The organism is Bifidobacterium santillanense (genome assembly GCF_018555385.1).
GTDB classification, from domain to species: domain Bacteria; phylum Actinomycetota; class Actinomycetes; order Actinomycetales; family Bifidobacteriaceae; genus Bifidobacterium; species Bifidobacterium santillanense.
On the sequence record NZ_JAFEJS010000013.1, the window covers coordinates 40,673 to 66,538 of the forward strand.

Sequence of the window (25,866 nt, forward strand, 5' to 3'; positions counted from 1 at the left end):
ACCGCGATCGGCCCGCGATCAGGCGGACAGCCGGGCGCAGGCGTCCTCGATCGCCTCGTCGGTGGCGGTGGCGGAGAAGCGCAGGTACGCGGGCGCGCCGTAGAATTCGCCGGGGCTGGGGATGACGCCGATCCGGGCGAGCTCGGCCATGTCGGCCCAGCAGTCGCCGGACTTGGCCCTGACCCATACGTAGAGCGCGCCGGACGGCATCGCGGCGTCGTAGCCGTACGCGCGCAGCGCCTCGACGAGGCGTCCCAGACGGGCGCGGTACCGCCCCCACTGCACGCGCACGGATTCGACGTCGCGCAGTCCCGCGGCCATCGCGGCCTGGACCGGCCCGGGGATGATCTGGCCGATCTGCTTGCGGTATTCGGCCATCTCGGTGACGAGGCGGTAGTCGCCGGCGATGAGCGCGGTGCGGTAGCCGGCCATGTTGCTCTGCTTGGAGAGCGAGTACAGGACGAGCACGCCGTCGGCGCTGCCCTCGCACACCTGCGGGTTGAGCGCGCAGGGCGTCGCGGACAGGCTGAACGCGTCGGCCGTCTCGCTTTCGTTCGTCTCCGAGACGGGGGCGACGGATTTGGAGGAGCGCCAGTCCATCAGCGCATAGCATTCGTCGGACAGCACCACCGCGCCGATGCGCCGGGCCGCGGCGACGATGCCGGCGAGCCAGTCGGCACCGAGCACGTCGCCGGTGGGGTTGCACGGCGAGTTGACCCAGACGGCCTTCACGCCCGGCACATCGCACCAGGAGTCCACGTCGGCGACGTCGTCGACCTTGAGGACGTCGGCCCCGGCCAGCTGGGTGCCGATCTCGTACGTCGGGTAGGAGACCTTCGGCTGGACGACCACGTCGCCGGGACCGAGGTGCAGCAGGGACGCCATCAGCGCGACGGCTTCCTTGGAGCCGACCGTGGGCACGGCGGCGGCGTTGACCGACTTCAGGTCCACGCCGCGCATATGGCGGAACCACCAGTCGATCGCGTCCTTCAGATCGGCGGTGCCGGCGGTGACGGGGTATCCGTGCGCGTTCGACGCGTCGGCGCCCGCGGCGAGCGCCGCCTGGACCGAGGCGGGGACCGGGTCGACGGGTGAGCCGACGGACAGGTCGATCATGCCGCCGTCGACGGCCTTGGCGGTCTGCTTGTATCCGGCGATGCGGGACCAGTCATACGGCGAGGAATACGCGTGGAAACCCATGGTCGGGCCTTTCTTCTTCTCTTCCGCGGTGCTCCGCGACGACCGCGGGGCGCGTCGGGAGGCGGATCGTCATGAACGTCTGTGAACAGGATAGACCGGATACGAAAAATCCTCCCCGCGAAGGGGAGGATTTCGATACGCGCGTCGGGCGCCGGTCGTCGGCGCGGACGGGTGCGGCAGCCCGGACTCAGTCCTGGTTCTGCGGGGGCAGGGCCGCGACCTGCTCGGGGTCCTTGCCGATCGGGCCGTGCGCGGAGGCGCCGCCGAAGTCGCCGACCTCGGCGAAGAAGTTGGCGGCCGCGTCCTTGTACCAAGCCCACTCGTCCGGCAGGTCATCCTCGTAGAAGATGGCCTCGGTGGGGCACACCGGCTCGCATGCGCCGCAGTCGACGCACTCGTTCGGGTTGATGTACAGCGAGCGGGAGCCCTCGTAGATGCAGTCGACCGGGCACTCGTCCACGCAGGCCTTGTCCTTGACGTCGACACAGGGCTGAGCGACAACGTATGGCATGGGATCCTCCTTAAATCAAGCTGATACAAGGATAGTCTCGCGGTCGGACCCGCCCTCGCAGCGACCGATCCTACCGGATCGGACGTCACGGCCGCTTCCGACGCCGCATTTGCGTCCGATCCTGTAGGAACAGACGCAAAACGGCCCTCCAAACCGCCTGTTGCGACGGATCCTATAGGATCGGACGCAACAGGACGGGACGGAGGGCCGAGGTCAGAGGCGAACGGACGCGACTCAGCCGTTGACGGCCTTATCGGTCTCGGCGGAGAGCTTCTCGGTCAGGTCGCCGGTGCCGAGACGGGCGTGGCGGTAGCCGTAGCCGAAGTAGAGCGCGAAGCCGACGACGAGCCAGACCACGAAGCGGATCCAGGTCAGGACGGTGAGGTTGAGCATCAGCCACAGGTTGGCCAAGCCGATGAGGATCGGGACCCACGGGTTGCCGGGCATCTTGAAGGCGCGCGGCAGGTCGGGGCGCTTGGCGCGCATGATCGGGATGGAGATCGCGACCAGCGTGAACGCGGACAGGGTGCCGATGTTGACCATGTCGGAGAGCACGCCGATGTCGAAGCAGGCGGCGACGAGCGCGACGACGATGCCGACGACGATCTGCAGGCCGGCCGGGGTGCCGTGCTTGCCGGTCTTGGACAGACCGCGGGGCAGCAGGCCGTCGCGGCTCATCGCGAAGACGATGCGGGTCAGGCCCAGCAGCAGGACCATGACCACGGTGGCCAGGCCCAGCACGATGCCGAAGCTGATGATCTTGGCGGCCCAGTTGGCGCCGACGAGCTCGAACGCGGTCGCCAGCGACGGGCTGTCCTGCTTGGCGAGGTCCTTGTAGGAGACCATGCCGGTGGTGACGATGGCGACGAGCATGTACATGACGATGATCAGGGCCATGCCCACGCCGATGCCGAGCGGCACGTTCTTGTGCGGGTTCTTGGTCTCCTCGGAGGCGGTGGCCACGACGTCGAAGCCGATGAACGCGAAGAACACGAGCGCCGCGCCGGACAGGATGCCGGGCACGCCGTAGACGGACGGCACCATGCCGGTGGCCCACTGCCACAGCGGCTGGCCCATCACTCCCGAGACGGCCGAGGAGCTCTGCACGGCCGAGGCCGGCTCGCTCGGCGGGATGAACGGGGTGAAGTTGGAGGCCTTGACGTAGAAGAAGCCGACGATCACGACGAAGAACACGATCGCGATCTTGAGCACGGTCATCGCGCCGTCGACGCGGGCGCCGATCTTGGTGCCGAACACGAGCAGCGTCGTGAAGAACGCGACGATGATGATCGGGGCGATGTCGAGGTTGAAGGAGCCGATGGCGATGTTCGTGTTGAAGCCCCAGCCCATAAGGCGCATGAAGTCGTTGAGGTAGACGCCCCAGTACTTGGAGATCACGGAACCGGCCATGAGCATCTCCAGGATGAGGTCCCAGCCGATGACCCACGCCATGATCTCGCCGACCGTGGTGTACGTGAAGGTGTAGGCGGAGCCCGCCACCGGGATCATCGAGGCGAACTCGGCGTAGCACATGACGGCGGCGCCGCACACGATGCCGGCGATGAGGAAGCTGATGATGACGGCCGGGCCCGCGTGGAACGCGGCGGCCTGCGCACCCACCGAGAAGATGCCGGCGCCGACTGCGACGGCGACGCCCATGATGGACAGATCCCACCAGGTGAGGTTGCGCTTGAGCGTGCGACCTTCCTCGCCGGTTTCGGCGATGGTCTGCTCGACGGATTTGGTTCGGAATAGTTGCATGTTGGTATGGCCTTCTGCTCTCCGGTTCTTGTTCAACGAGAGAGTATAGGCCGAATACCGCTCTTTCCGGAAGGCTATGTTACGCGAATGTGTCAAGCCTTCCGGATGCTGGGACGGGCGCCGCTTTTGTGAGCGTTCACGGCGCGTTCAGGCGGCGTTCACGGGCGCAGGTCGATGCCGACGCACACCGGCTCTGGCACAAGGGCCACGCCGAAGCGCTCCCTGACGCCGGCCTGCACCGCCTTGGCGAGCGCGACCAGATCGTCCGACGAGGCGTCGCCACGGTTGGTCAGGGCGAGCGTGTGCAGCGTGGACAGCGAGGCGCGCGCCGACGACGCGTCCCCGCCGTCGAGCGCGAAGCCCTTGTGGAATCCGGCATGGTCGATGAGCCAAGCGGCCGAGGTCTTGACGCCCGGCGTGCCGTCGGGCAGTTCGGCCGGGAACCGGGGGGCGTCCTCGGGCAGCGTCGCGGCCTGGTCGGCGGGAAGGATCGGGTTCATGAAGAACGAGCCGCAGCTGTGGCGGTTGTGGTCGGCCGCCGGCAGTCCGGCGTGGCCGGCGGGGGCCTTGGGAGCCGCCGCCCGCTCCTCCTCGATGCGGGCGAGACGCTTGAGGTCGGCGATGACGTTCTCCTCGCGCTTCGTGCCGATCATGGCCGTCTCCACGTAGCGCGTCGGATCCTCGAGCATGCCCTTGGACGCGCGCACGGCGAGCACGGCGTCACGGATCGCGGTCGTCGCCATGCGGTCGCCCACCTCGACGCCGAGTGCCTTGGCGAGCTGGCCGAAGCCGACCGTGCCGGTCGCCGAATGACGCAGCGCGAACGTGACCGACAGGACCACGTAGCGCGGCGTCGGGAAGAATCGCTCCGCCGGCGTGGCCGGGGCGACGTACATGCTCGACTTCAGCGCGGAGGAGCGGTAGCCGAACGCAAGGTCGGCGGGAGCCAGATCGCGCGTGGTCTTCGTCTCGCGGTCCCACACCTCGACCGATTCGACCGACGTCGCGACCTCCTGGCCATACGCGCCGATGTTCTGCACGACCGATGCGCCGACGGTGCCCGGAATGCCGGACAGACCCTCGACGCCCTCCAGCCCGAGCCCCACGGTGAACGCGACGAAATCGTCCCAGTTGGCGCCGGCCTCGGCGTTGACGTGGACGGTGCGGTCGTTGCCCTCGACGGGCGCGGCCTCGTCCGGCACGGTGATGCGGCGGCGCGCGTCGCGCACGACGACGCCCTCGAAGGGCTCGTCGGACACGAGCATGTTGGAGCCGCCGCCGATGACGCATAGGGGCAGGCCCTTCTCGTCGGCCTCCTCGACTGCCTCGATGACGCCGACGCGCGTGGTCGGCTCGAGGAACCGGGCGATGTGCCCGCCCACACCGATCGTGGTGATATCTGCAAAGCTGGTCATAACTGCCTATCGTACTGTCTACGTACCGGATTTGGGACAGTGCCGGACGCGGACGGGTGTCGTGACGCATATCTCGACACGCTCCGGGCCGCTCGGCCAAGTCCTACGGTCGCGACATGCGTCACGACACCCGTCCGCTCACTTGCGTACGAACACCCCCTACGCACCATCACAGCGCAACAGAGTGGGGAGTCGGCGTTCTCCGTTGAGGACCGTAGGACTTGGCCGAGCGGCCCGGAGCGTGTCCGCAATGGAGAACGCCGACTCCCCACGGCAACGTACGGAACCGCATCAAACCACGCGGACCGAAGCGAGTCCGGATATGCGAAAACCCGGCCTTGTGGGCCGGGTTTTCGCGAAAGCTCTCAGCGCGGGATCAACGGGTCTCGCGGTGCACGGTCTGCTTGCCGCAGCGCGGGCAGAACTTCTTCAGCTCGAGGCGATCGGGCGTGTTGCGACGGTTCTTCGTCGTGATGTAGTTACGCTCCTTGCACTCGGTGCATGCCAGCGTGATGCCGGGACGGATGTCGGCGGACTTAGCCATGGTTCATTCACCTCTGTAGTCTAAAACGAGCGCCCGTCGGCGGACGGGCGCATTTGTAGCGAGGAAGAGGCTCGAACTCTTGACCTTACGATTATGAGTCGTACGCTCTAGCCAGCTGAGCTACCCCGCCAGAGAGCCCCGAGTGAGAATTGGACTCACGACCTCTTCCTTACCAAGGAAGTGCTCTACCACTGAGCTATCGGGGCGTGGCGGATAGTGGATTCGAACCACTGAAGCACGAAGCGGCTGATTTACAGTCAGCTCCCTTTGACCGCTTGGGAAATCCGCCAGTCTGTTTCCGTTCGTGATCAGGCCGTTTGGCTTGACCCCGTCAGGCAACTCGAATATCATGGCACGCCTTTGCGTATCGCGCAAGTCGATGGCGACGCACAAGCCTCGAAACCGAAGGCGACAGACCTCATAATCGTTGGAATTCCAACGAAAAAAGTTTTTCATCCCAAACGGCTCCATCGGCGTGTCGCGGGGTCGGAAACGGGGTTTTCACCTCCCGAAACCGTCCTTGCGGAGGCCGGGGACGGCTCGGAAATCATCGTCCGCCGGCGTGTCGCGGAGCCCGGAACAGGCGCCGGAGCTCGTGCGGGAGTCGTCCGACGGGCTCGGGAACGCCTCCGAAGGCGGCGGCGGAGGCGTTGCGGAGCACCCGGGCGATGGCCTTCGGCGTGTCGGCGCCCGACTTCTTCCCCCCGGCGCCCGTTGCGGCCGCATAGGAGTCGACGATGCGCGCGGCGATCGCGGCGTCGGTGTCCGCGTCGGACCAGCGCACGCCACGCCGACGCCCCTCGCGTCTGATCTGCTCCCAGGCCAGACGCCACGCGCGGGCGCGCAGGCCGACGTCATCGGGGGCGGCGGCGGATGCCTGCGCCACGCCGATGCAGCGACGGCGACGCCACCAGCGCACGCCGCGGGGCGCGAACACGAGCAGCGCGACCAGCAGGAGTCCTCCGCCCGCGCAGACGACGGCGCGACCCCATACGGGCAGCGCGGCGAACCATGCGGCCGCCGCGCCCCATACGGAGGCGTCGGCCGCCGAGGAGCCGGCCTTGCCCGTCCTCGAGGATGTCTTGGTCTTCGCGTCGTCGGTCCTGGCGTCCGCGGCGTCGGAGGACGAATCGGACGACGAGGGGGAATCGGTCGTCTGGCCCTGCGCGGACTGCGTGTCGGTCGCGGAGGACGAGTCGGAGGACGAGGACGACGACGTCGAGGAGGAGGCCGTCTCGTCGCCGAGCGTGCCGTTCTCCTCGCTGGCGGGCGTCACGTCGAACGGCACCCAGCCGACGCCGTCGAGATACGCCTCGACCCAGGCGTGCAGCTGCCGGGACCTGACCGAACGGTAGCCGTCGGACGTCCTGTCGTCGTCGGCGCCGGCGTTGTAGCCGAGCACGATGCGGGTGGACACGCCCATCGCACGGGCGAGCACGGCCAGCGCGGAGGCGTAGTGCTGGCAGTAGCCGGCGTGGCCGGTGTCAGGATCGAGGAAGTCGTTGATGACCTCCATGTTGGAACGGCCGTCGCCGTCCGGCGCGTCGAACGAGTACGTGAACCCGTTGCCCTTGGACGTGAAGTAGTCGACGAGCCAGCGCATGACGCGCACCTGATCGTCGTATCCGGAGCCCTTGATGGGGACTCCGGCGGACTGCGCCTGCTTGATGACGGCCTTCACGTTGGCGGGCAGGGTCTTGGGCAGCGCGGTGTAGCGGGAGGCGTGGGCGCGGCGGTCCGACGCCTTGACGGCGCTGGTGATCCAGTCGAGCATCGAGTTCGCGCCGGCGTCCGACGACGAGGCACCCTGGAAGCCGGCCATGCCCATCGTCGACACCAGCGCGTTGCCGGCCATGCTGATCCAGGCGCTCACGCCGTCGATGCTGGTGTACGTGGAGCCGTCGGATCCCTTCCACTCGCGCCCGGCGGCAGAGGTCACGTCGACGAGCGGCATCGCGATGACCGCGGACGTGCCGTCGGACGAGAATCCGTACACGACGGCGTCCTTGCCGGCACCCAGCTGCTCGGTGACGGTGCTGTTGAAGGTGATCTCGCTGGGGACGGGGCCGGAAGCCGACGTCGATCCGCCGCCCAGGACCATCCCGTTGTCCTGGATGGCGGGGCTCGACGGATCGGACAGATCCATCCGGTACATGCTCACCTTGCCGAGCGCCCAACCGTCGGGGCCGGTCACCTCGCCGTCGGAGCCGACGGTGGCGTGGATGTAGACCGTGTCGTCGACGATCTGCCCCAACCCGGAGACGGCGAGCGCCTCGCGTTCCTTGAGCCATTGCTCGAGCTGCGTCTCGCTGACGCCGTTCTGCTGCTTCAGGTCGGCGATCGTGTTCTCGATGGCGGTGAGTTCGCTGAAGCCGGAGGACGAGGTGATCGGGTCGAGGTAGACGCCGGATGCGGTGTAGGAGGTGTCCTCCGAGGTGGAGCCGGAGCGGTTGTAGATGCTGCCGTCCCGATAGCTGAGCCAGTCGGAGCCGACGCCGTTCGCATCGGTGTAGATGCCGGGCATCGGCAGGAAGCGCGACTTGAGCGTCGCGATGCGCACCTTGGCGTACCCCATGTACTGCTCGAGCGTGTTCTGGTTGACGTTGGCGACGTCGTAGCCGTAGTAGCCGAGCATGCGCATGTATGCGGACAGCGGGTTGTCGATGCGCCGCTGTGATTCGGACAGCTCGTCGGACGCGTTGCGGCCGAGCTGGATGCCGGCGCCGTAGAGCCCGGCGTCGAGGGCGAGGCTCTTGTCGTACCCCCACGTGTCGCCGTCGAACTGGTCGAGCGTGGTCATGCGCAGGTACATGCGCCTGTAGGAGCGGTAGTCGAGCACGACGGTGTCGGAGCCGTTGGCGATGTTGCGTTTCAGGTCGATCATCGGGCTGACGGTGTTCGACGAGAACATGCCGCCGCCCTCGCCGATCGACAGGGGCACGTTGTAGGCGAGGGTCTCGGCGCTCGGCGTGCCGGCGACGGTGACGGCCGCGACGACGAGGGCCGCGACGAGGGCCGCCGGCGGCCTGAGACGGCGGGGTCTGACGGCCCAGACGCCCATCGGGAAGGCGACGGCGAGCGCGATGATCGCCCACCATGGCGCGGTGTGGCCGACGATCGAATAGTCGGCGGCGAGCGCGGCGACCGCGAGGATCGCCATGCCGGGGCCGGCGGCCCTCGCGATCAGCAGGCAGCGGATGACGATGGCCGCGGCCGCGACGACGAGGATGAGGAAGACGTCGCCGGTCACGGTGACCTTGAGCGGCGGCAGCTGAAGGTTGAGCGAGTCGAAGCCGCCGGTCACCGCGAATCTGACGATGTTCCATGCGCCGCCGCGCTGGTCCCTGGAGAACAACCAGCCGCCGGTGAGGTCGCGCAGACGCACGACGAGCAGGATCGCCGTGGCGAGCACGGTCAGGAGCGCGTAGGCGCCCACGCGGACGAGCGCGAGGCGGATGCGGGGCATCCGACGACCGGTTCCGCCCGTGGAGCCGCGCTCCGGGGACGTTCCACGCCGGACGAGGTCGCGCCACGGCACATTGGATTCGATCACGGCGACGCCCAGCAGCGCCGCCGCGAACCACATCCAGGCGCCGTTCGTCGAGACGAGACCGCCCAACCCCTTGAGCGCGACGCCGAACATGACGAGCAGCGACGCCGAGGAGACCGCGGCGGGCAGCATGACGGGCGACGCGGCGGCGACGCGGATCCGGGGCCGGGCCCGATCGGAGCGCGTCGACGTTCCGGAGCCCCGGTTCGGGACGGCGCCCGGCGCCGGCGCGCCACCCGCGGACGCCGACGTTCCGGGCGAGGCGACCGTCGTCCGGACGTACCGCTCCGGCGCCCGTCGCGTCGGCGTCAGCACGCGCAGGTGCCCGGACGCCGGAGAGGCCTCGAGGGCCCGCCGGAATCCCCGGGAGCCGCCGGCGTCGCACACCAGCACCGCGACGGGGCCGCTCCGCCCCCGCACGAATCGGCTCACAGCCGCCGCTCGGGCGGCATCGGAAGGCACGTCGCCGTCGGCCGCGGACGCGCCGTCGTCGCGCACGGCGGCGAGGAACCGGCGCGCGGACGACCCGCCCTCATGGAACGAGACGCCGTCGGTGACGACGACGCGCGGCCCCGCTTCCCCGTGCCCGACGGCGTCGAGGAACGGCAGGATCGTCGCGACCTGCCGGTCCATGCGCCCGCCGTCCGCTCCGTCGCCGCAGCGCGAGTTCAGCGCCAGCACGAGCACGGCACGCTCGTCCCGTCCCGTCTCGCGCGTCATCAGCGTGCCGCGTCGGGCGGTGTGCTTCCAGGAGATGAGTTTGATCGGGTCGCCGGGCGCGTAGCCACGCACGCTGCCCATCTGTTCGGCCTGCGCCGTACCGGCCACGCGTTTGCCCGCCGCGCGCGCCGCGTCGACGGACGCCCGGTCGTCGCCTTCGGGCAGCACCAGCGTCTCCCCGGGCCGATCCTCCACCCGGCTCGCCGCGAACAGGCCGAATGGCGATCGCCATCCGACGACCACGCCGTGGAGCCGGTACAGGCCGCGCCGATCCGGCGGATCGCCGACGATGCGATCCACGACCGCGCCGTGCTGGTCGAGACGTTCGTATTGCGGGGTCATGGTGCGTTCGGTGGCGGGGACGCCGCGGAACCACTGCAGCAGCAGGGTCGCGAACGATACGACGATCATGGCGGCGAGCGCGACGGTCGCGGCCATCAGCGTGCGCTCGTCGAGCAGCAGTCCCATGTAGCAGACGACGGCGCCGACCGCGACCAGCAGCAGGCATGGCAGGGTCGGTCGTATCAGCCCGCGTCTGCGGAAACGGACGGGTCCGCGACGCCGCGGCCGCGTGTTTCTCCATCGCATCGCCGACGCCCGCCCTAGGCCCGCGGCACGGGAACGGCGCGCACGACGTCGGCGACGATCGCGCGGGCCGCGGCCAGCGATTCGCCGCCGTATCCGGCGTCGTCGAGCACGAGACGGTGCGCGAACACGGGTACGGCGAGCTGCTGCACGTCCTCCGGCAGCACGTAGGAGCGTCCGTCGAACATCGCGCGGGCGCGGGCCATCGCGGCCAGATACAGGCTGGCGCGCGGCGAGGCGCCGTACCGTACGCCGTCACGGTCGCGCGTGGCCCGGGACAGGGCGACGATGTAGTCGGCCACCGGATCGGCGATGGTCACGCGGCGGGCGGCGGCGCGGATGCGCACGGCGGCGGCGGGATCGCACACCCGGCGCACACGGCCCAGCGGATGCGACCAGTCGTCGGCGGTGATCATGCGGGATTCGGATGCGGCGTCCGGGTAGCCGAAGCTCGTGCAGGCCATGAAGCGGTCGAGCTGGGCCTCCGGCAGCGGATACGTGCCCTCGAGCTCGATCGGGTTCTGCGTGGCGACGACGAAATACGGGTCGGGCAGGGTGTGCGAGACGCCGTCGACGCTGATCTGCCCCTCGCTCATCGCCTCGAGCATGGCGGACTGGGTCTTGGGGTTCGCGCGGTTGATCTCGTCGGCGATGACGATGTTGGCGAACAGCGGGCCTCGGTGGAAAACGAACCCGCCCTCGCCCTGGGACCAGATGTTCACGCCGGTCAGATCGCTGGGCAGCATGTCCGGGGTGAACTGGACGCGGTGCACCTCGCCGCCGATCGCCTGGGCGAGGGCGCGGGCGAGCGTGGTCTTGCCGACGCCGGGCACGTCCTCGAGCAGCAGGTGGCCGCCGGCGGCGAACGTGGTGACGGCGAGGTCGATGACCTCGCGCGAGCAGGACATCGCCCGTTCCAGTTCCTCGGCGATGAGGGCCGGAATCCTCGACGTCTCCCCGTCGGGCACGGCGGCGCCATCGACTCCCGCGGCCGTGACGGATTCGGGAATGGACTGGGATACGCTCGCCATGATGCCTCGCTTCGTCGGGTGTTGTTCAGGGCTCCCCTACGCGCACAGTCTAGCCGAACAAACCAAGAAACCCCGTACGCCCAAGGCGTACGGGGTTTCATCCGCGCGGATGCGGTCGTCCGGTCTCGTCTCAGCCGAGGATGGCGAGCACGTCGCGGGCGCCGATGATGAGGTAGTCCTCACCCTCGTAGTGCACCTCGGTGCCGCCGTACTTGGAGTACAGGACCTTGTCGCCGACCTTGACGTCCATCGGGATGCGCTCGCCCTTGTCGTCGCGACGGCCCGGGCCGACGGCCAGGACCTCGCCCTGCTGCGGCTTCTCCTTGGCGTTGTCCGGGATGTACAGACCGGACGCGGTCTGGGTCTCGGCCTCGGCCTGCTTGACGATGATCTTGTCTTCCAGCGGTGTGAGCTTGATCGACACTGTGGGTCACCTCGTATTTCTCGTAGTTCGATGTGTCCGCGCCAGGACTGCCCAAGAGGCTGACGATCACTTGCGCGATCCCAAGCACTGGTTCACATGGTAGCGCGCTTTTTAGCACTCTGCCAACTCGAGTGCTAACGCTGTGAGAGAAACGGGCCGCGGGACGTCGCCGGAGACGAGCGAGGGGAGCGCCCGCAGGCGGCTCCCCTCGTGCGATGTCATGCGAACGACGGCTCGGCGACCTCACGCGCCACGGCGGGCGAGGATCTCGGCGAGGTTGTTGCCCAGCGAATCGGAGGTGGCGGCGGGCACGGCGACCTTCGCCTGCTCCTCGGCCTCGTGGAAGGCCTCGACGTCGCTCATGCCGGCCTTCTGCACCGGACGGGATTCCTCCTCGGCGCGGGACGCCTCCTCCACGGCCTCGACGACGGACTCGTCGGCGACGTCCTCGGCGGTCTTGGCGGCGGACTCGGACGACTCGTCCTTGCCCGCGTGCGACGACGCCGGTTCGGTTTCGATCTTCGCCTCCTCGGCCAGCTCGCGTTCGCGCTGCGCGTCCACGGGCTCGGCCTTGGCGACCTGACGCATCGACTTGATCTCTCGGCTCTCCGGGGCCTTGGGCTCGTCGGCCTCGACGTTGCGGGCCTCGCCCAGCGAGAAGGAGATGAGGTCCTGCGAGGTGGCCATGTCGTAGGCGTCGAGCGCGCGGGCGGGGTGCACCTCGGCGAGCTCGGTGGTGTGGTCGGACGCGGCGTCGACCGGGGCGGAGGCCTCCGCCTTCGGCTTCGTCTGCGCGACGACCGGGGCGCCGGTCGCGCCGGAGACGGCCTGCTGCGGGGCGACCATGACGGGCGCGCCCGTGGACTGGGGCTGGTTCTGGACCGGCGCCTGAGCCTGCGGCGCGACCGCCGCATCGGCGGATGCGGACTGCTGCGCGGTCTGCTGGGCCGCGGCGGCTGCAGCCTGACGTGCGGCCTCGGCGGCGGCCTGGGCACGCGCCTGGGCCTCGGCCTGCGCCTGCGCGGCGGCCAGACGGGCCTGCGCCTCGGCGATCTTGCGGGCGCGTTCGGCGAGCGCCTTCTTCTGTTCGAGTTGTGCCTGACGCAGCGCCCTGCGGATCTCGATGCCGGTCATCTCGTCGGTGGGGGCGTTGTCCTCACCCGCGGCACGCGCCGGCGCAGCACCCGGACGCTGCTCGACCTGCGCCTTCCTGGCCTTCATGCGCGCGGCGCGGGACCGGCGTTCGCGGGCCTTCGCCTCGGCGACCTTGCGTTCCCACTCGCGGGCCTGACTTGCGGCGTGCGCGCCCAGCGCCAGCACGACGGCGGTCAGGGCGGCGGGGATCAATGCGTACAACGTGCTGAAATGCAGCGTGACGGCGAGCACCAGAACGACGACGGTGATCACCAGCAACGCCGCGACGATCATCTGGCGACGGCGGACGGCAGCATGGCGCAGGCGCCGCACCTCGGATATACGTTCCGGGGTGAGCGTGTTCGCGCGCCTCTCACTCGGCTGCATCTGTACCCCTTTCGCAAAGGCCGTCTCGTCGCTGAAGCGGGTCCCGCTGTGCTCGTCGACCAGATGCAGCGACGTGGAATACCGGTCCTCCCGGTGTTCCTCGACGTGCCGCATGCTGTTGGATGTGCGAATGGGCAGCCAGACCACGACTCCTATGAGTACGATGATCAGCACGATGACGGTGCTTAACTGCTCGTAACCCATATGCACATAGAATAGGAGACGGTCGTCACATTCACCGCATTGCCTCAGGGCGTGTCGAGACGCCTCGAGACCGCGGCGCGCATGGGATCGGCTTTTCTCCGGCGAGAGGGCTCACACCATCGAATTCTCACCAAATCCACCCAAGATGTCCGCTATGTGACTACCGTGCGACATCGAGCCGGGACCGGGCGATCAGGCGCGCGGTGAATCCCTCGCCCAGATCCTCCGCCAGCAGACAGAACGTCTCGTGCGAGCGCCATTGCCCGGCGACGTACATGTAGTTCGGACGCAGCCCCTCGTACCGGGCGCCGACCTTGCGCACGACTGCGAGGGAGCGGGCGTTGTCCGGCAGGATCGCGATCTCCAGACGGTGCAGCCGGGGCCCGGTGGGGTCGGCGAGCGCCCAGTCGGCGATCATGGCGAGCGCGGTGGGCGCGATGCCCCGGCCGGCGTGGTCGTGCGCAACCCAGTACCCGACGACACCGGTGCGCATCGCGCCGTAGTTGATCGCGCCGAGCGAGATCTGGCCGACGATGCTCATGTGCTGCTCGATCAGGAAGATGACGCCCGTGCCGCGCTGCTCGTTGCGCCGCTGCCCGGCGAGCCACTGGTTGAAGGTGATGCCGGGGCCGTGCATCGGGTCGCCGGACTCCCATGGACGGAGCCATTCGTCGTTGCTCCACCGCACGGCGTTCCAGGCGTCCTCGTCGTCCGGCTCCATCGTGCGCAGCGTGATCGGCACGGCGCCGACCGGCGCGGTGAGGATGATCGGCACGTGGATGGCGTTCGGGTCCGCCGGGGCGAAGACGTCGCGGAGCGTTTGGAAAACTGACACGCGTCCATTGTGCCACCGTCGGCGCGGACGTGCGGGGCGTTGCTTAACGCGGGACGCGTATGCTGTGCGGCATGATCGAAGAGACGACGACACCGACGAAACGGACGCTGCGCCACGAGGCGATCTCGCGGCGCAAGCAGGTCGACCCCGCCGAGCGCGCGCGGGCCGGGGCGAGGCTCGCCGGGCTGATGGACGGTCTGCCGCTGCCGGACGCGCGCGCGACGGTGGCCGCGTACGTGTCGATGGGGTCGGAGATCGAGACCCGGCCGCTGCTGGACGCGCTGCTCGCGGCCGGCTACCGCGTGCTCGTGCCGAGGCTCGGCGCGGGGCTCGACGTGGGGTGGGGCGAGCTCGACGCCACCGGACTGCTCAGGGACATGGACGATCCCGGCTCCCCCACGCACCATCGCCCCGACGAGCCGGAGGGCGAGACGCTGCCTCCCGAATCGCTCGCCCAGGCCGCGCTGATCCTGGTCCCGGCGCTGGCCGTGGACCGTTCCGGCACGCGGCTCGGCCGGGGAGGCGGCTGGTACGACCGCGCGCTCGCGCACCGCTCCCCCGCCTGCCCGGTGCTCGCGGTGTGCTGGGACTGGGAGGTGCTCGGCGCGGACGAGGATCCGTTGCCGCGCGAGACGCACGACCTGCCGGTCGACGGCGCGCTCACGCCGGGCGGGATCGTCCTCTTCGGCTGACCGGCCGCGGGACCGGCCGCTTCACACCCCGTGAAACCGCGGCCCCCGCGTGTCGGGCCGGCGATTAGGATATGTACGGTCGCGCGTTCGTACGAGAACGCTGCATGTCACGTATGTCATCAGGTTTCATCAGGAGGATCACGTTGCCTACCTATCATTACCGCTGCAAGAACTGCGGATACGATTTCACCGAGCACCAGTCGTTCGACGACGCCCCGATCACCGTGTGCCCCGAGTGCCACGAGGAGCAGGTGCGCAAGATCTTCTCCGCCGTGCCGATCGAGTTCAAGGGCAGCGGCTTCTACCGCACCGACTCCGGCAAGAAGTGAGTTTGTGAAGATTCGCGAGGGCTTCGTCCACATCGTCCGGGCGGGTTGACTTCAGGTCGATCCGACCCGGACGATGGCGTTTATGACGAAGAACACCACCCCACCCTGGGCGCGGGTCATGCGCCCCACTCTGTCCGGACGGCGCATCCGCGCGCGTCTGGTGCGGCTTGCCGCGGCGCTCATCGCCGGGCTGGCCGTGTTCGTCACGTTGTCCTCGATCGGCGCGATGACCGCCACCACGTCGGTGGTGGTGGCGTCCCGCGACATCGCACGGGGCAGCGTCATCCGCCGCAGGGACGTGACGATGGTCGAGGTGCCCGCCTCGGCCGCCACCGAGACGGCCCTGACCGCAATCGACGACGTGGTCGGTTCGGTCGCCCAGATCGACATCGGCGAGCATCAGCCGATGTATCCGTCGCTGACGCGCGATGCGCCGGTCATCCCGCCGGGACGCAGCGCGCTCGAGCTGAAGGTGTCGAACGACGTGTCCGACCTGCTGCCCGGCGACGTCATCTCGCTGGTATCCGCGGTGGGCTGCGCGCCCGCCGAGACGGCCGAGCATCTGGGCGAGGTCGGCGGCGAGGAGAAGGAGGGGCTGTGCACGCTGACGAATCAGGCGCTGGTGATGGGCCGCCCCGCGACCTCGGATTCCGGCGTCGTGACGATCGAGGTCGCGGTGGAGCCGGACGCGGCGCTGCGCGTGATGAACTCCGCCGACGTGGGCGCGGTCGTCGCCGTGCAGCAGTAGCGCCGCTCCCCCGCTTCTCTATTACTCCTTCTCGCTGAACACCGCCCAGTGCGGCGGCAGCTCGTTCAGGATGCGCTTGTCGTCGTCGGCCGCCCGCTGCCGGTCGGTCATCATGTCCGACGGCTCGAGCTTGACGCCGTCGGCGTCGAATCGTTCGGTGCCCTGCCGCACGACGCGCTTGTGCTTGCGCGGCGTGCGGCGCTGCGCGGAGTACTCGCCCATCACTTGATCTCCCGGTAGATCTCGCCCAGCTTGGCGACGATGCGGTCGACTTCCTTCTCCGGATTGACGAACGCGCCGACGCTCCACACGGTCGCGACCGACCAGCCGAGGGTCATCAGGTCCGCCGCAAGCATGCGGTGGCGCTCCCTCGTGGACTGGATGGACATGTACCCGGCGTCGTCGGTGAGGACCGCAAGCGCGAACGGCTTGTCCTTGAGGCCCACGACCATCGGGATCTTCAGTCCCTTGTCGAAGCCGTAGTCGATGGCGACCTTGAGCCCGCGCGAGCGGATGCGGTCGGCCAGATCGTTGAACAGGGTGTTGTTGCCGGAGGCGGTCTCCGCGGGACGCACGGTGTCGTCGTTGAGCTGCTCGGCCCACCTGAGCATGGTCTTGAGCAGCTGCGGTCCGGCCGAGTGGATGCGCTCGTCGAGCATCTCGTCGGAGGAGAACGAGGAGACGATGTCGAGGTTGCGGTCGGCGAGGGCGAGGGCGTCGAGCAGGAGGTTGCGCCCGCCCGGCTCCTCGATGGCGCCGAACTGCTGCAGCAGCTTGCCGTACGCGGTCTTCGCGTAGCACATCGAGAAGATCACGTCGGTGGCCTGGGCGCCGGCGACCTCGCGGATGCTCACGATGCGCACATGGCGCAGGAAGCTGCCCATCGACTTGTCCCTGCCGGCCAGCGCCTTGAGCTCGGCGCCGAGTCGGACGCGGAATCCGTCGGTCATCGTCACGACGGTGAGCATGTACCCGGCCGGGACGATCGTGAAGCTGGAGGCGCGTTCGGTGATCAGGCGCACGACCTCGTCGATCTCCGTCTGGCTGGACTCGACCAGGCCGCTGGCGAAGACCGGCGTGCCGCTGGCCTCGATCTTGTGGTAGGCGACGCGGCCGACCGATCCCTCGGTGGTGACGTCGTAGCGCACGGCGCCGTACCCCTCGGTCTCGAGGAACGCGGTGAGTCTCGGCGCGCGGCGGACCGGATGCGACTTGACCTCGACGCCCGGCAGCATGTCGATGAGCTGTTTGAGGCTCGGGCAGGTGACGGTGCCGCGGTGCGCGATCACGACGACCTGCTTGACGCGCACGAGTACGCTGAGCAGCTGGATCGCCGGGATGTGCGCGCAGGCGTCGACGATCGCGACGTCGGCGAGCTCGTGCGGCTGCGTGAGCGAGGCGAGCGTGTCCGGCGTGGCCATGAGGATCGGCTTGGCGGCCGCCAGGATCGCCGGATGGTCGCGGCGGATGTGGTCGAGCGTGACGTGGCCGCGGCCGGCGAGCTGCGTGTGCAGCAGGTTCGCCTCCTGCGTGCGCGCGAACAGCATGTCGCACAGCCTGCGCATCGACTCCTGGGCGACCATCGGGCCGACGGAGCGCACGTGCTCCACGTCCACCTGCTCGAAGCGCTCGGTGGCGTTGGCCAGCACGGAACCGTCCTGGTTCGAGATGATCGGCGAGGAGCGCACGATGTCCTCGAACACCGTGGTCCACCACGCCAGCTTGAGCTCGTCGCCGACGACGTTGCCCGGCACGTGGCGGTTGGTGAAGTCGGCGACCAGATCGTTGAGGCCCGCGGCCTGGAACTCGTTCTCGAGGCGGCAGCGCTCGGGCAGCGAGTCGAGGGCCTTGCGGTCGTCGAGCAGGGCCTTGAGGCGCTGTTCGACGTCGTTGAAGTCGCGCGTCTCCAGCTCGCCGCCGAGCGGCGTGGTGCTCAGCACGGCGTCGAGCGCGACCATGTCCTGCGACATGGTCTCCTGCGCGGCGATCATCTGGTCGAGCTTGGGCGGCAGCACCGGCCATCCGCCGTGCGGCACCAGCGAATGCCACTGCTCGGCCTGCTTCTTGACGACGACGAGCGCGGCGTGCATGTCCTCGACCTGGGCGCCGACGCGCAGCAGGGACTTGGCCTCGCGTGCGTGGCGGCGACGCTCCCAGAAGCCCATCGTCGTGCCTTCGGCCTTGCGGTCGGTCTTCGACTTGGTGGCCTCGATCATCGAGTCGACGTCGCGTTCGAAGATCTCCGGCTGGAACACGTCGAGCACGCGGCGCAGGTTCTTCAGGACGATGATCTGGCGGGCCCAGTCGCGCGCGGTGGCGGGCACCGGGAAACCGCAGGTCTGCACGGTGGAGGCGACGTGCTCACGCACGGCCGGCAGCACCTTCTGCAGCAGGTCCATGACGCGCTGGTAGGTGGTCACGGCGTCCTTCTCGCTGGTGATCGACGCCTTGTACCATGCGGTGTCGTTCGGGCCGATCGTGTACTCGCCGACCTCGCCGGCGCGTTCGAGCTTGCGGGTCCATTCGTCCAGATGGCCGCCGATCTGGCGCGCGGACGCCTCGGTCAGGCGCACGCGCGTGGCCGGATGCGTCGGGGCGATGGAGATCGCGGCGAGGTTCTGGATGGTCTGGTAGGCGGAGACGCCCCACTTGTCGCTCACGCCGTGCAGATCGCCCAGATAGCGGGTCAGACGGGAGCGCACGCCGACCAGTTCGTCGGCCAGCTGATCGAAGTGCTGGGTGGCGACGCCCTCCTGGAAGCCGACGGCGGTGATGAGCTGGCGGTCGATGTCCGCGTTCGCGTTCTCGTCGGCGATGTCGAGCAGCATGCCCTGCATCTCGTTGGCGCGGATCACCTGCGTGAAGCGGCGCTTCTGTTCGGCCACGCCCGGCACGTACAGCACGGAGCGGCCGTTCATCACGCATCGGGAGGCGATGGCCGCTGCCTGCTCGGCGGTGTCGCGGCCGAGCGCGCCGTCCACGCTGACCGAATGCCCGGAGGCGGCCAGCTGCGCGGCGTAGCGCACGGTGTTGTCGACGTCGCCGACCTCGTATTCGGTGTGCGGATCGGCGTCGAACGGGCTGTAGTCCGGGATCGAGGCGTTGCGCAGCGAGTTCGCGGCGTCCTCGTCGCCGGCGATCGCGTCGAGCAGCGTGTTGCCGCTGGGGCCGTCGCCGAGCTCGTCGATGATGTGCTGGGTCTCGGTGAGGATCTGCGCGGCGGGCTCCATGAAGCAGCCGAGGATGATGTGGCGTTCGATGGAGAAGTCGGCGATGCGCGCCTTGATCTGGTTGGTGATCGCGGCGAAGACGGCGGACGTCTCGGGCGTGCCGGAGGCGTAGTGGGAGCCGTCGAACAGGTAGTTCTCGTCCAGATCGACGCCGATCGAGTGCATGACGGAGACGAACGAGGCGTTGAGCGCGACGTTGCCGGTGAAGGTGATCGACGAATGGCCGGGGGTGGCGTCGGCCTCGGCGGAGACCGGGTAGAGCAGCACGGGCAGGGCGTTGCCCTTCCACGTGGCCACGCCCACGACGAGCGAGAGCTCGGCGACGCCGGACACGCGCTTCTTGGCGCTGCGGTCGTCGAGCACGCGGCCGAGGCGACGTTCGGCGGCGCGCAGCATGCCGTTGTCGCGGAAGAGCGATTCGAGCGTGACGTGCCCGGAGGCGAACAACTGCGCGATGCCGGAGGGATGCGCGTGGGTCAGATCGAGCTGCGCCGCGAGCTGGTTGATGTTCTCCAGCGGCGACGGCACCAGGGAGGCACGGTATCTGTCGTGCCATTCCTGCAGACGGTCAAGCGTCAGTTGCGTGCTCATCGTGCACTCACTTTCCTACCGCTTCACGGTAATCCTGGTAGCCCGCGTTGTGCGCGAGCGCCTCGTCGATGTCGTGGTTGCCCTGCGCGGCGAGCCAGGCGTACAGGTCGTCGTAGAGCGCGGGGTTCATCGCGAGGAACGGCAGCAGCTCGCGGTGACGGGCCATCTCGAACTGCCTGGTCATGTCGGTGGTGTGACGGGCGTCCTCGGAGGTGTATCCGTCGACCTCGATGATCTGCGGAGGACGCTCGAAGTCTCCGTTCGAGACCTTCTCGAACACGGAGCCGGGTTCCGGATCGAAGGCGGGGCCCGCGGCGCGGGCGGCGAGCGCCTGATCCACGACGGTCTCGACCGGCTGCGGCTGGTTCTGGGCCGGCTGGTTCTCCATCGGCACGGTGTTGTCCTGGACGGCGAAGGCCGAGACGACTCCGGTGGTCGTGGGCGCGACGGTCCGGGAGACGCGGACGTCGGCGCCGGCGCCGGCGATTCCGGCGGCCGGGGCGGCCTCGGCGTCCTCGGGTTCGGACGCATCGCCGGCATCGTCCGGCACGCCGTTCATCGCATCGGCGAAGAGGTCGCGCGGCGCGGGCTTCGCGTTCGGATCGTCCACGCGCAGCGGCATCGAATCGGGATGATGATCGTCGCCGGCGTTCCGGACGGGCTGTTCGACCGGCTGAACGGGCTGATGGATCGGGGCCGGCTCGAAGTCCTGCGGCGCGTCCTGCACGACGGGCCGCTCCTCGGGCGCGGTGTGCGCCTCGGCCACGGGCGCGGAGACGCCGGGCACCGCCAGCGAATCGGACGTCTCGGAGATCTCCGACTCCGCCTCCGCGGCGGCGCTCACGGGATCGACGGACGGGAAGTCCACCTCCACATGGAAATCGGACTGGGGCTCGTCGTCCGAGTCCGGCGACGGCTCGGTGCCGGCCAGGGACCTGACGGGCGCGGCCGAGGTCGCGTTGAAGACCGCGGTCGGCTCGCCGGCACGCAGGTCGAGGATGTCGTCGACGGACATGTCGGCGGCCTCCGGCTCCTGACGGACGGTGGTCGGCGACGAATAGTCGAACAGGTTCGGCACGTGGGGCGTAAACGGCTTGACCGCAGGCTCGGGCTGGTCGACGCGCATGAAGTCGATCGGCACATCGCCGAACTGCAGACGGATCGGGGAGGTCGGCAGAGGGAAGTCGCGGCCGGCGGGCAGACGCATGAGTTCGCCGTCCGAGTTGACCACGTAGGATCCGTTGGTGGAATTGAGATCGCGCAGCAGCGCATCGCCGTCCTCGGTGACGGTGAGCAGCGCATGGCGCTTCGACATCGATTTGGCGGAATCCTCGACCTCCAGTCGAGCGACGCCGTCGTCGGGCAGCGGACGCAACGGCTTGCGGCCGATTTCGAGGCTCTCGCCCGGACGCACGCCGACCTGGTTGCCGCCATTGACCTTCACCCGCCACTGGCTCGTCGTATGGTCACTCACCGTGTCGGCCTTCCTTTCCTTCGCATCCTCATGCCGAGAGCGTGTTCGCATCCACACACTATTGCTTATTCTGTCATGCCGCACCGGCATTTTCGGCATTTGCCGTATTATCCACCCACGAATTGACGAAACCCCGCACCGGCACGAAGCGGATGCGGGGTTTCACGCGCTAAGTTGAGCGATGATGTGCGGCCTCAGGCCGCGACAATCACTTGAGCTCGACGGTGGCGCCAGCCTCTTCCAGCTGGGACTTCGCCTTCTCGGCGTCTTCCTTCTTGGCCTTCTCGAGGATGGTGGTCGGAGCGCCGTCAACCATGCCCTTGGCATCGGCCAGGCCGGCGCCGGTGATGGCCTTGACAGCCTTGATGACCTGGATCTTCTTGTCGCCAACGGCGGAGAGGACGACGTCGAACTCGGTCTTCTCCTCTTCCTCGGCGGCAGCGGCCGGGGCGGCGGCAACGGCGACGGCGGCCGGAGCGGCAGCCTCGACGTCGAACTTCTCCTCGAAGGCCTTCACGAACTCGGAGAGCTCGACGAGGGTCATTTCACCGAAGGCTTCCAGCAGCTCATCCTGGGTGAACTTAGCCATAATGGCTTCCTTTCAATCATGGCGACGGGTTGGGGTTGAAGAGGTTGCCCGTCACCTAAAATTCTATTTCTTTTTCGGGTCCGACTGGACGATCACGCGGCGGCCGCTAGGGCCTGCCAGATGATCAGGCAGCCTTCTCCTGCTTCTCGCGCAGCGCATCGATCGTACGCACGGCCTTGGTCGGCAGGGCGTTGAACAGGTACGCGGCCTTGGACATCGTAGCCTTGATGTCGCCGGCGAACTCGGCGAGCAGCTGCGGGCGGGACTTGAGATCCGCCAGCTTGGTCGCACCTTCGGCGTCGTAGACGGTGCCGTCGGCGTAACCGCCCTTGATGACAAGGGCCTTGTTGGTCTTGGCGAAGTCACGGATGGTCTTCGCAGCCTCGATGAAGTCGCCCTTCACGAAGGTGATGGCGGTCGGGCCGGAAAGGATCTCGTCGAGACCCTCGATGCCCGCTTCCTTGGCGGCGATACGTGCCAGCGTGTTCTTTGCCACGGTGTAGGAAGTATCGCGGCCTAGCTTTTCGCGCAGATCACTGACCTGCGGAACGGTAAGCCCGCGGTACTCGGTGAGGTAGATCGCGTCAGCAGCACGGAACTGAGCCGTAAGCTGGGCAACCACCGCTTCCTTTTCGGGCCTCTTCATGGCGTTCCTTCCTAGATCGGCCGTTGATCCTTTTCGATCCGGCGCGCCATGCGGGCAATAAAAAAGCCCTGCACGCAGGCAGAGCAACATAAGGCCGTTTCCGGCTGCCCGTAACGGGCTTACATCTCTCAACCTGCGCTGGCTTGGCGAACCAAACTTCGGGAGCGCATGCGCGCCCCAACCAACGGTCTGTGGTTTACGAGTGGATAAGTTACGGTCCGGTGCGGACAAGGATGGGTCTCGGCGTGTCGCGCTTGTTGTCGCGGATGTTGTCGCGTACGCGACCGGGGCGGGGCCCGATGCGCATCGCCGGACACACTCAAGGCCGTTCGGCCAAGCCTACGGTCCGGCGATGCGCATCGGGCCCCGCCCCTCGGTTCGTCATTACGTCACTTTCGATTCCTCGCCGTCATGTGAACATGACCGGGATGGGGTCAGCTGTCGTCTCCCCTGCGGCCTACGCGGACAGCCCACCGGACTGTCCGTCATAAAGTCGCGGCGTATTGGGCGACAGAGGCGGCGACCTCCTTGAGGTAGTCGAGGGAGCGGCGCCAGTGGCCGGGGACCTCGATCGAGTGGTTCGCGTCCGGGTACTCGTGCACGTGCGGGGTCAGGGCGTTGGCGCGGGCGCGGTCGTAGAACGGGTCTGCGGTGCCGGCGCACACCAGCGGCGCGGGGCCCGGGTAGCGCGAGATGCGCCAGCGCTCCAGCTCGGCCTCGCCGCCCGCAAGCGCGGCGGCGTCGTCCCCGGCGACCGCCCTCGCGACGTCGACGGACGGGGCGTCGGACTCGGCCATGATGTCGTCGCCGACACGCGGGACCGGGATCACCCGGGCGGACGGATCGAAGTCGGCGTGGTGCAGCACCGGGGTCAGCAGCACGAACGGCAGACCGTAGCTCGTGGCGACGTGCGGATAGGTCATCGTCGTCAACGACTTGCCGATCAGCAGCAGTCGGGGCGCACGGGGCGGCAGGACGTCCGATCCTACGGAACCGGACGCAACGCGCCCCTTCTCGGCCTCCGTCGCGTCCGACCCTATAGGATCGGACGAAAATCGGGGCTTTTCGGGGGCGGGAACGTCCGATTCCGCAGGATCGGACGCAGCGGCGGCAGGAGCGGCGGCAGGAGCGGCGGACGCGGAGGCGCGCGCGGAGGCTACCCAGCCGTCGATCGCCCTGTTGATGACGGGGATCACGGCGGACAGGTCGTCGGAGGCGTGCGCGACGTTCATGCGGTCGATGCGCCATCCGTTCTCGACCAGCGCCTGCGCCGACCAATACAGGAGCGGGCGGTCGCAGTTGTAGCCGGTGCCGGGCATGAGCAGCACGCGCCCCCGCTCGGCGCCCGGCTTCACCGCATTCTTCTTCCATGCTCGGATCGACACCTCGACGGGCTGCTTGGCCATGTTCTCTTCCCCTCTCGTCCTGCTCGCATCGCCTCCGGCGGCCCTCCGGCATCGAACCGATTCGCGGCCGCGGCGTTTCCAGCACACAGTCTAGCCACGGCCGGGCGAAGCGGCGCAATACGCCCGCGATATAATCGGCGACGGTTCCGGCCGACCATGCGCGTGCGCGCACGCACGACGACACGGGCCGGGGCGAGTCGCAATCCTCGCCGGGACATCCCCGCCGCGACAGCGCGAACGCGACCGCGGCGAACGAGGTCCCGTACAACCCAAGGAACAAGGAAAGAAGAGATAATGGAGCAGTTCTTCCATTTGAAGGAGAGCGGAACGACGGTCTCGACCGAGATCCTGGCCGGTCTGACCACGTTCTTCGCGATGGCGTACATCATCGTCGTCAACCCGCAGATCCTGTCCCAGACCGGCATGCCGTGGGGCGGCGTCTTCCTCGCCACGATCATCGCGGCGATCATCGGCACGCTCATCATGGGCCTGTTCGCCAACGTGCCGTACGCCCAGGCCGCCGGCATGGGCCTCAACGCGTTCTTCACCTACACCGTCTGCTTCGGCCTCGGCTTCACCTGGCAGGAGACGATGTGCATGGTGTTCCTGTGCGGCCTGATCAACATCCTGATCACCGTCACCAAGATCCGCAAGATGATCATCATGGCCATCCCGGAGCAGCTGCAGCAGGCGATCGGCGGCGGCATCGGCCTGTTCGTCGCGTACGTCGGCATGCTCAACGTCGGTCTCATCACCTTCACCCCGAAGGACGCGAAGGCCGCCGGCAAGGGCCTCGCCACCGCCGCCACGCCGGGCCTGGCCACGTTCAACGACCCGGTGCTGTGGGTGTTCCTCATCGGCCTGCTGCTGGCCATCGTGTTCACCGTGATGAAGGTCAAGGGCGGCATGCTGCTGGCCATCGCCATCACCACCGTCATCGGCATCCCGTTCGGCGTGACCAACTTCGGCTCCTCGCAGTCCCTGTCCCAGACGTTCTCCGAGCTGCCGACCACCCTCGGCGCGATCTTCACGCCCGCCGGCTTCCCGGCGCTGTTCTCCGATCCGGGCAGGCTCCCGCTCGTGATCGTCACGATCTTCGCGTTCTCGATGTCCGACACGTTCGACACGCTCGGCACGTTCCTCGGCACCGGACGCCGCACCGGCATCTTCTCCCTCGAGGACGAGAAGGCCCTCGAGAACGGCTCCGGCTTCTCCTCCAAGATGGACCGCGCCCTGTTCGCCGACTCGATCGCCACCTCCATCGGCGCGATCTTCGGCACCTCGAACACCACGACGTACGTCGAGTCCTCCGCGGGCATCGCGGCGGGCGGCCGCACCGGCCTGACCTCCGTGGTCGTCTCCATCTGCTTCGCGCTGTCCATCTTCTTCGCGCCGATCATCTCCGCCGTGCCGTCCGCCGCGACCGCCGGCGTGCTGGTGATCGTCGGCTGCATGATGGCCGCGTCCCTCAAGGAGATCGATTGGACCGACGTCTCCGCGGCGATCCCGGCGTTCTTCGCCACCGCGTTCATGGCGTTCTCCTACTCCATCTCCTACGGCATCGCCGGCGGTTTCATCATGTACTGCATCGTGAAGACCTGCAAGGGCAAGGCCAAGGAGGTCCACCCGATCATCTGGATCGTGTCCGCGCTGTTCATCATCGACTTCGTGTGCATGGCGATCCTGTGACGCCCCGTCGATGCGGCCCCACGGCCGCGTGACCACCCGATCCCCGCATCCGGCCTTCCCGGTGCGGGGATCCTTCGTATCCGGGCACTCCGGGACGGCTCCGTCGGCCCCTCACGGGCCCGGACCCATGCCTCCCCTTCCCCGGCTAGGGGTCCATGCCCTTCCCGTCGC

The 25,866-nt window shown here is 68.3% G+C and carries 20 protein-coding genes and 3 tRNA genes; 4 read left to right on the forward strand and 19 right to left on the reverse strand.

What is annotated here, in order from left to right; all coding sequences use genetic code 11:
* Positions 1-18: 18 nt before the first annotated feature.
* From dapC to JS528_RS10220, 13 genes are all read right to left on the reverse strand, one after another.
* Positions 19-1,200 carry a succinyldiaminopimelate transaminase gene (gene dapC, locus JS528_RS10160; protein ID WP_214358935.1) on the reverse strand — a complete coding sequence of 394 codons (1,182 nt, stop codon included), beginning with the start codon at positions 1,198-1,200 and terminating at the stop codon, positions 19-21.
* A 187-nt stretch (positions 1,201-1,387) separates the two neighbouring features.
* Positions 1,388-1,711 carry a ferredoxin gene (fdxA, locus tag JS528_RS10165; RefSeq protein ID WP_043164583.1) on the reverse strand — a complete coding sequence of 108 codons (324 nt, stop codon included), beginning with the start codon at positions 1,709-1,711 and terminating at the stop codon, positions 1,388-1,390.
* A 234-nt stretch (positions 1,712-1,945) separates the two neighbouring features.
* Entirely contained in the window at positions 1,946-3,472 is a 1,527-nt protein-coding gene (locus JS528_RS10170) for an amino acid permease (RefSeq protein WP_214358936.1), read from the reverse strand.
* A gap of 158 nt (positions 3,473-3,630) precedes the next feature.
* Positions 3,631-4,887: a UDP-N-acetylmuramate dehydrogenase gene (locus JS528_RS10175; protein WP_214358937.1), complete on the reverse strand. Its 1,257-nt coding sequence runs from the start codon at positions 4,885-4,887 to the stop codon at positions 3,631-3,633.
* A 376-nt stretch (positions 4,888-5,263) separates the two neighbouring features.
* Complete coding sequence (gene rpmG / locus JS528_RS10180; protein WP_007053013.1) at positions 5,264-5,431, reverse strand: 50S ribosomal protein L33; 168 nt, start codon at positions 5,429-5,431, stop codon at positions 5,264-5,266.
* A 56-nt stretch (positions 5,432-5,487) separates the two neighbouring features.
* Positions 5,488-5,561: transfer RNA gene (locus JS528_RS10185), tRNA-Met, on the reverse strand.
* A gap of 4 nt (positions 5,562-5,565) precedes the next feature.
* Positions 5,566-5,637 (reverse strand) — tRNA-Thr (locus JS528_RS10190).
* Position 5,638: 1 nt separating this feature from the next.
* Positions 5,639-5,720, reverse strand: a tRNA-Tyr gene (locus tag JS528_RS10195).
* A gap of 258 nt (positions 5,721-5,978) precedes the next feature.
* On the reverse strand, positions 5,979-10,289 hold the full coding sequence (locus tag JS528_RS10200) for a transglutaminaseTgpA domain-containing protein (RefSeq protein ID WP_214358938.1): 4,311 nt from the start codon (positions 10,287-10,289) through the stop codon (positions 5,979-5,981).
* 14 nt (positions 10,290-10,303) lie between these two features.
* Positions 10,304-11,317, reverse strand: coding sequence for an AAA family ATPase (locus JS528_RS10205; RefSeq protein ID WP_214358939.1), 1,014 nt, complete (start codon positions 11,315-11,317; stop codon positions 10,304-10,306).
* Positions 11,318-11,447: 130 nt separating this feature from the next.
* Positions 11,448-11,741, reverse strand: a complete 294-nt coding sequence (gene groES / locus JS528_RS10210) for a co-chaperone GroES (protein WP_094666829.1) — start codon at positions 11,739-11,741, stop codon at positions 11,448-11,450.
* A 243-nt stretch (positions 11,742-11,984) separates the two neighbouring features.
* On the reverse strand, positions 11,985-13,466 hold the full coding sequence (locus JS528_RS10215; protein WP_214358940.1) for a hypothetical protein: 1,482 nt from the start codon (positions 13,464-13,466) through the stop codon (positions 11,985-11,987).
* A gap of 160 nt (positions 13,467-13,626) precedes the next feature.
* Positions 13,627-14,301, reverse strand: coding sequence for a GNAT family N-acetyltransferase (locus tag JS528_RS10220; protein WP_214358941.1), 675 nt, complete (start codon positions 14,299-14,301; stop codon positions 13,627-13,629).
* A gap of 71 nt (positions 14,302-14,372) precedes the next feature.
* Here JS528_RS10220 and JS528_RS10225 point away from each other — a divergent pair, with 71 nt between their 5' ends.
* The 3 genes from JS528_RS10225 to JS528_RS10235 all read left to right on the forward strand — a co-directional run bounded on the left by JS528_RS10225 (position 14,373) and on the right by JS528_RS10235 (position 16,070).
* Positions 14,373-14,993, forward strand: coding sequence for a 5-formyltetrahydrofolate cyclo-ligase (locus JS528_RS10225; RefSeq protein WP_240541453.1), 621 nt, complete (start codon positions 14,373-14,375; stop codon positions 14,991-14,993).
* A 143-nt stretch (positions 14,994-15,136) separates the two neighbouring features.
* Positions 15,137-15,322, forward strand: a complete 186-nt coding sequence (locus JS528_RS10230; protein ID WP_214358943.1) for an FmdB family zinc ribbon protein — start codon at positions 15,137-15,139, stop codon at positions 15,320-15,322.
* An 82-nt stretch (positions 15,323-15,404) separates the two neighbouring features.
* On the forward strand, positions 15,405-16,070 hold the full coding sequence (locus JS528_RS10235; protein WP_214358944.1) for an SAF domain-containing protein: 666 nt from the start codon (positions 15,405-15,407) through the stop codon (positions 16,068-16,070).
* A gap of 21 nt (positions 16,071-16,091) precedes the next feature.
* Here JS528_RS10235 and JS528_RS10240 read toward each other — a convergent pair whose 3' ends face one another.
* From JS528_RS10240 to JS528_RS10265, 6 genes are all read right to left on the reverse strand, one after another.
* Positions 16,092-16,292, reverse strand: coding sequence for a hypothetical protein (locus JS528_RS10240; protein ID WP_214358945.1), 201 nt, complete (start codon positions 16,290-16,292; stop codon positions 16,092-16,094).
* On the reverse strand, positions 16,292-19,891 hold the full coding sequence (locus tag JS528_RS10245; RefSeq protein ID WP_214358946.1) for a helicase: 3,600 nt from the start codon (positions 19,889-19,891) through the stop codon (positions 16,292-16,294). Before JS528_RS10245 ends, JS528_RS10240 begins: the two co-directional genes overlap by 1 nt.
* Positions 19,892-19,898: 7 nt before the next feature.
* The gene (locus tag JS528_RS10250; RefSeq protein WP_338069786.1) at positions 19,899-21,365 is read right to left on the reverse strand and encodes an FHA domain-containing protein; all 1,467 of its coding nucleotides are present in this window, start codon (positions 21,363-21,365) and stop codon (positions 19,899-19,901) included.
* 208 nt (positions 21,366-21,573) lie between these two features.
* Positions 21,574-21,954, reverse strand: a complete 381-nt coding sequence (gene rplL / locus JS528_RS10255; RefSeq protein ID WP_214313971.1) for a 50S ribosomal protein L7/L12 — start codon at positions 21,952-21,954, stop codon at positions 21,574-21,576.
* Positions 21,955-22,078: 124 nt separating this feature from the next.
* Positions 22,079-22,600, reverse strand: coding sequence for a 50S ribosomal protein L10 (gene rplJ / locus JS528_RS10260; RefSeq protein ID WP_043164609.1), 522 nt, complete (start codon positions 22,598-22,600; stop codon positions 22,079-22,081).
* Between the two features lie 485 nt (positions 22,601-23,085).
* Entirely contained in the window at positions 23,086-24,006 is a 921-nt protein-coding gene (locus JS528_RS10265; RefSeq protein WP_214358948.1) for a hypothetical protein, read from the reverse strand.
* A 294-nt stretch (positions 24,007-24,300) separates the two neighbouring features.
* Between JS528_RS10265 and JS528_RS10270 the strand changes: the two genes are divergently transcribed.
* Positions 24,301-25,695 (forward strand): NCS2 family permease, encoded by a 1,395-nt coding sequence (locus tag JS528_RS10270; protein ID WP_214358949.1) that lies wholly within the window; start codon positions 24,301-24,303, stop codon positions 25,693-25,695.
* Positions 25,696-25,866 lie beyond the last annotated feature (171 nt).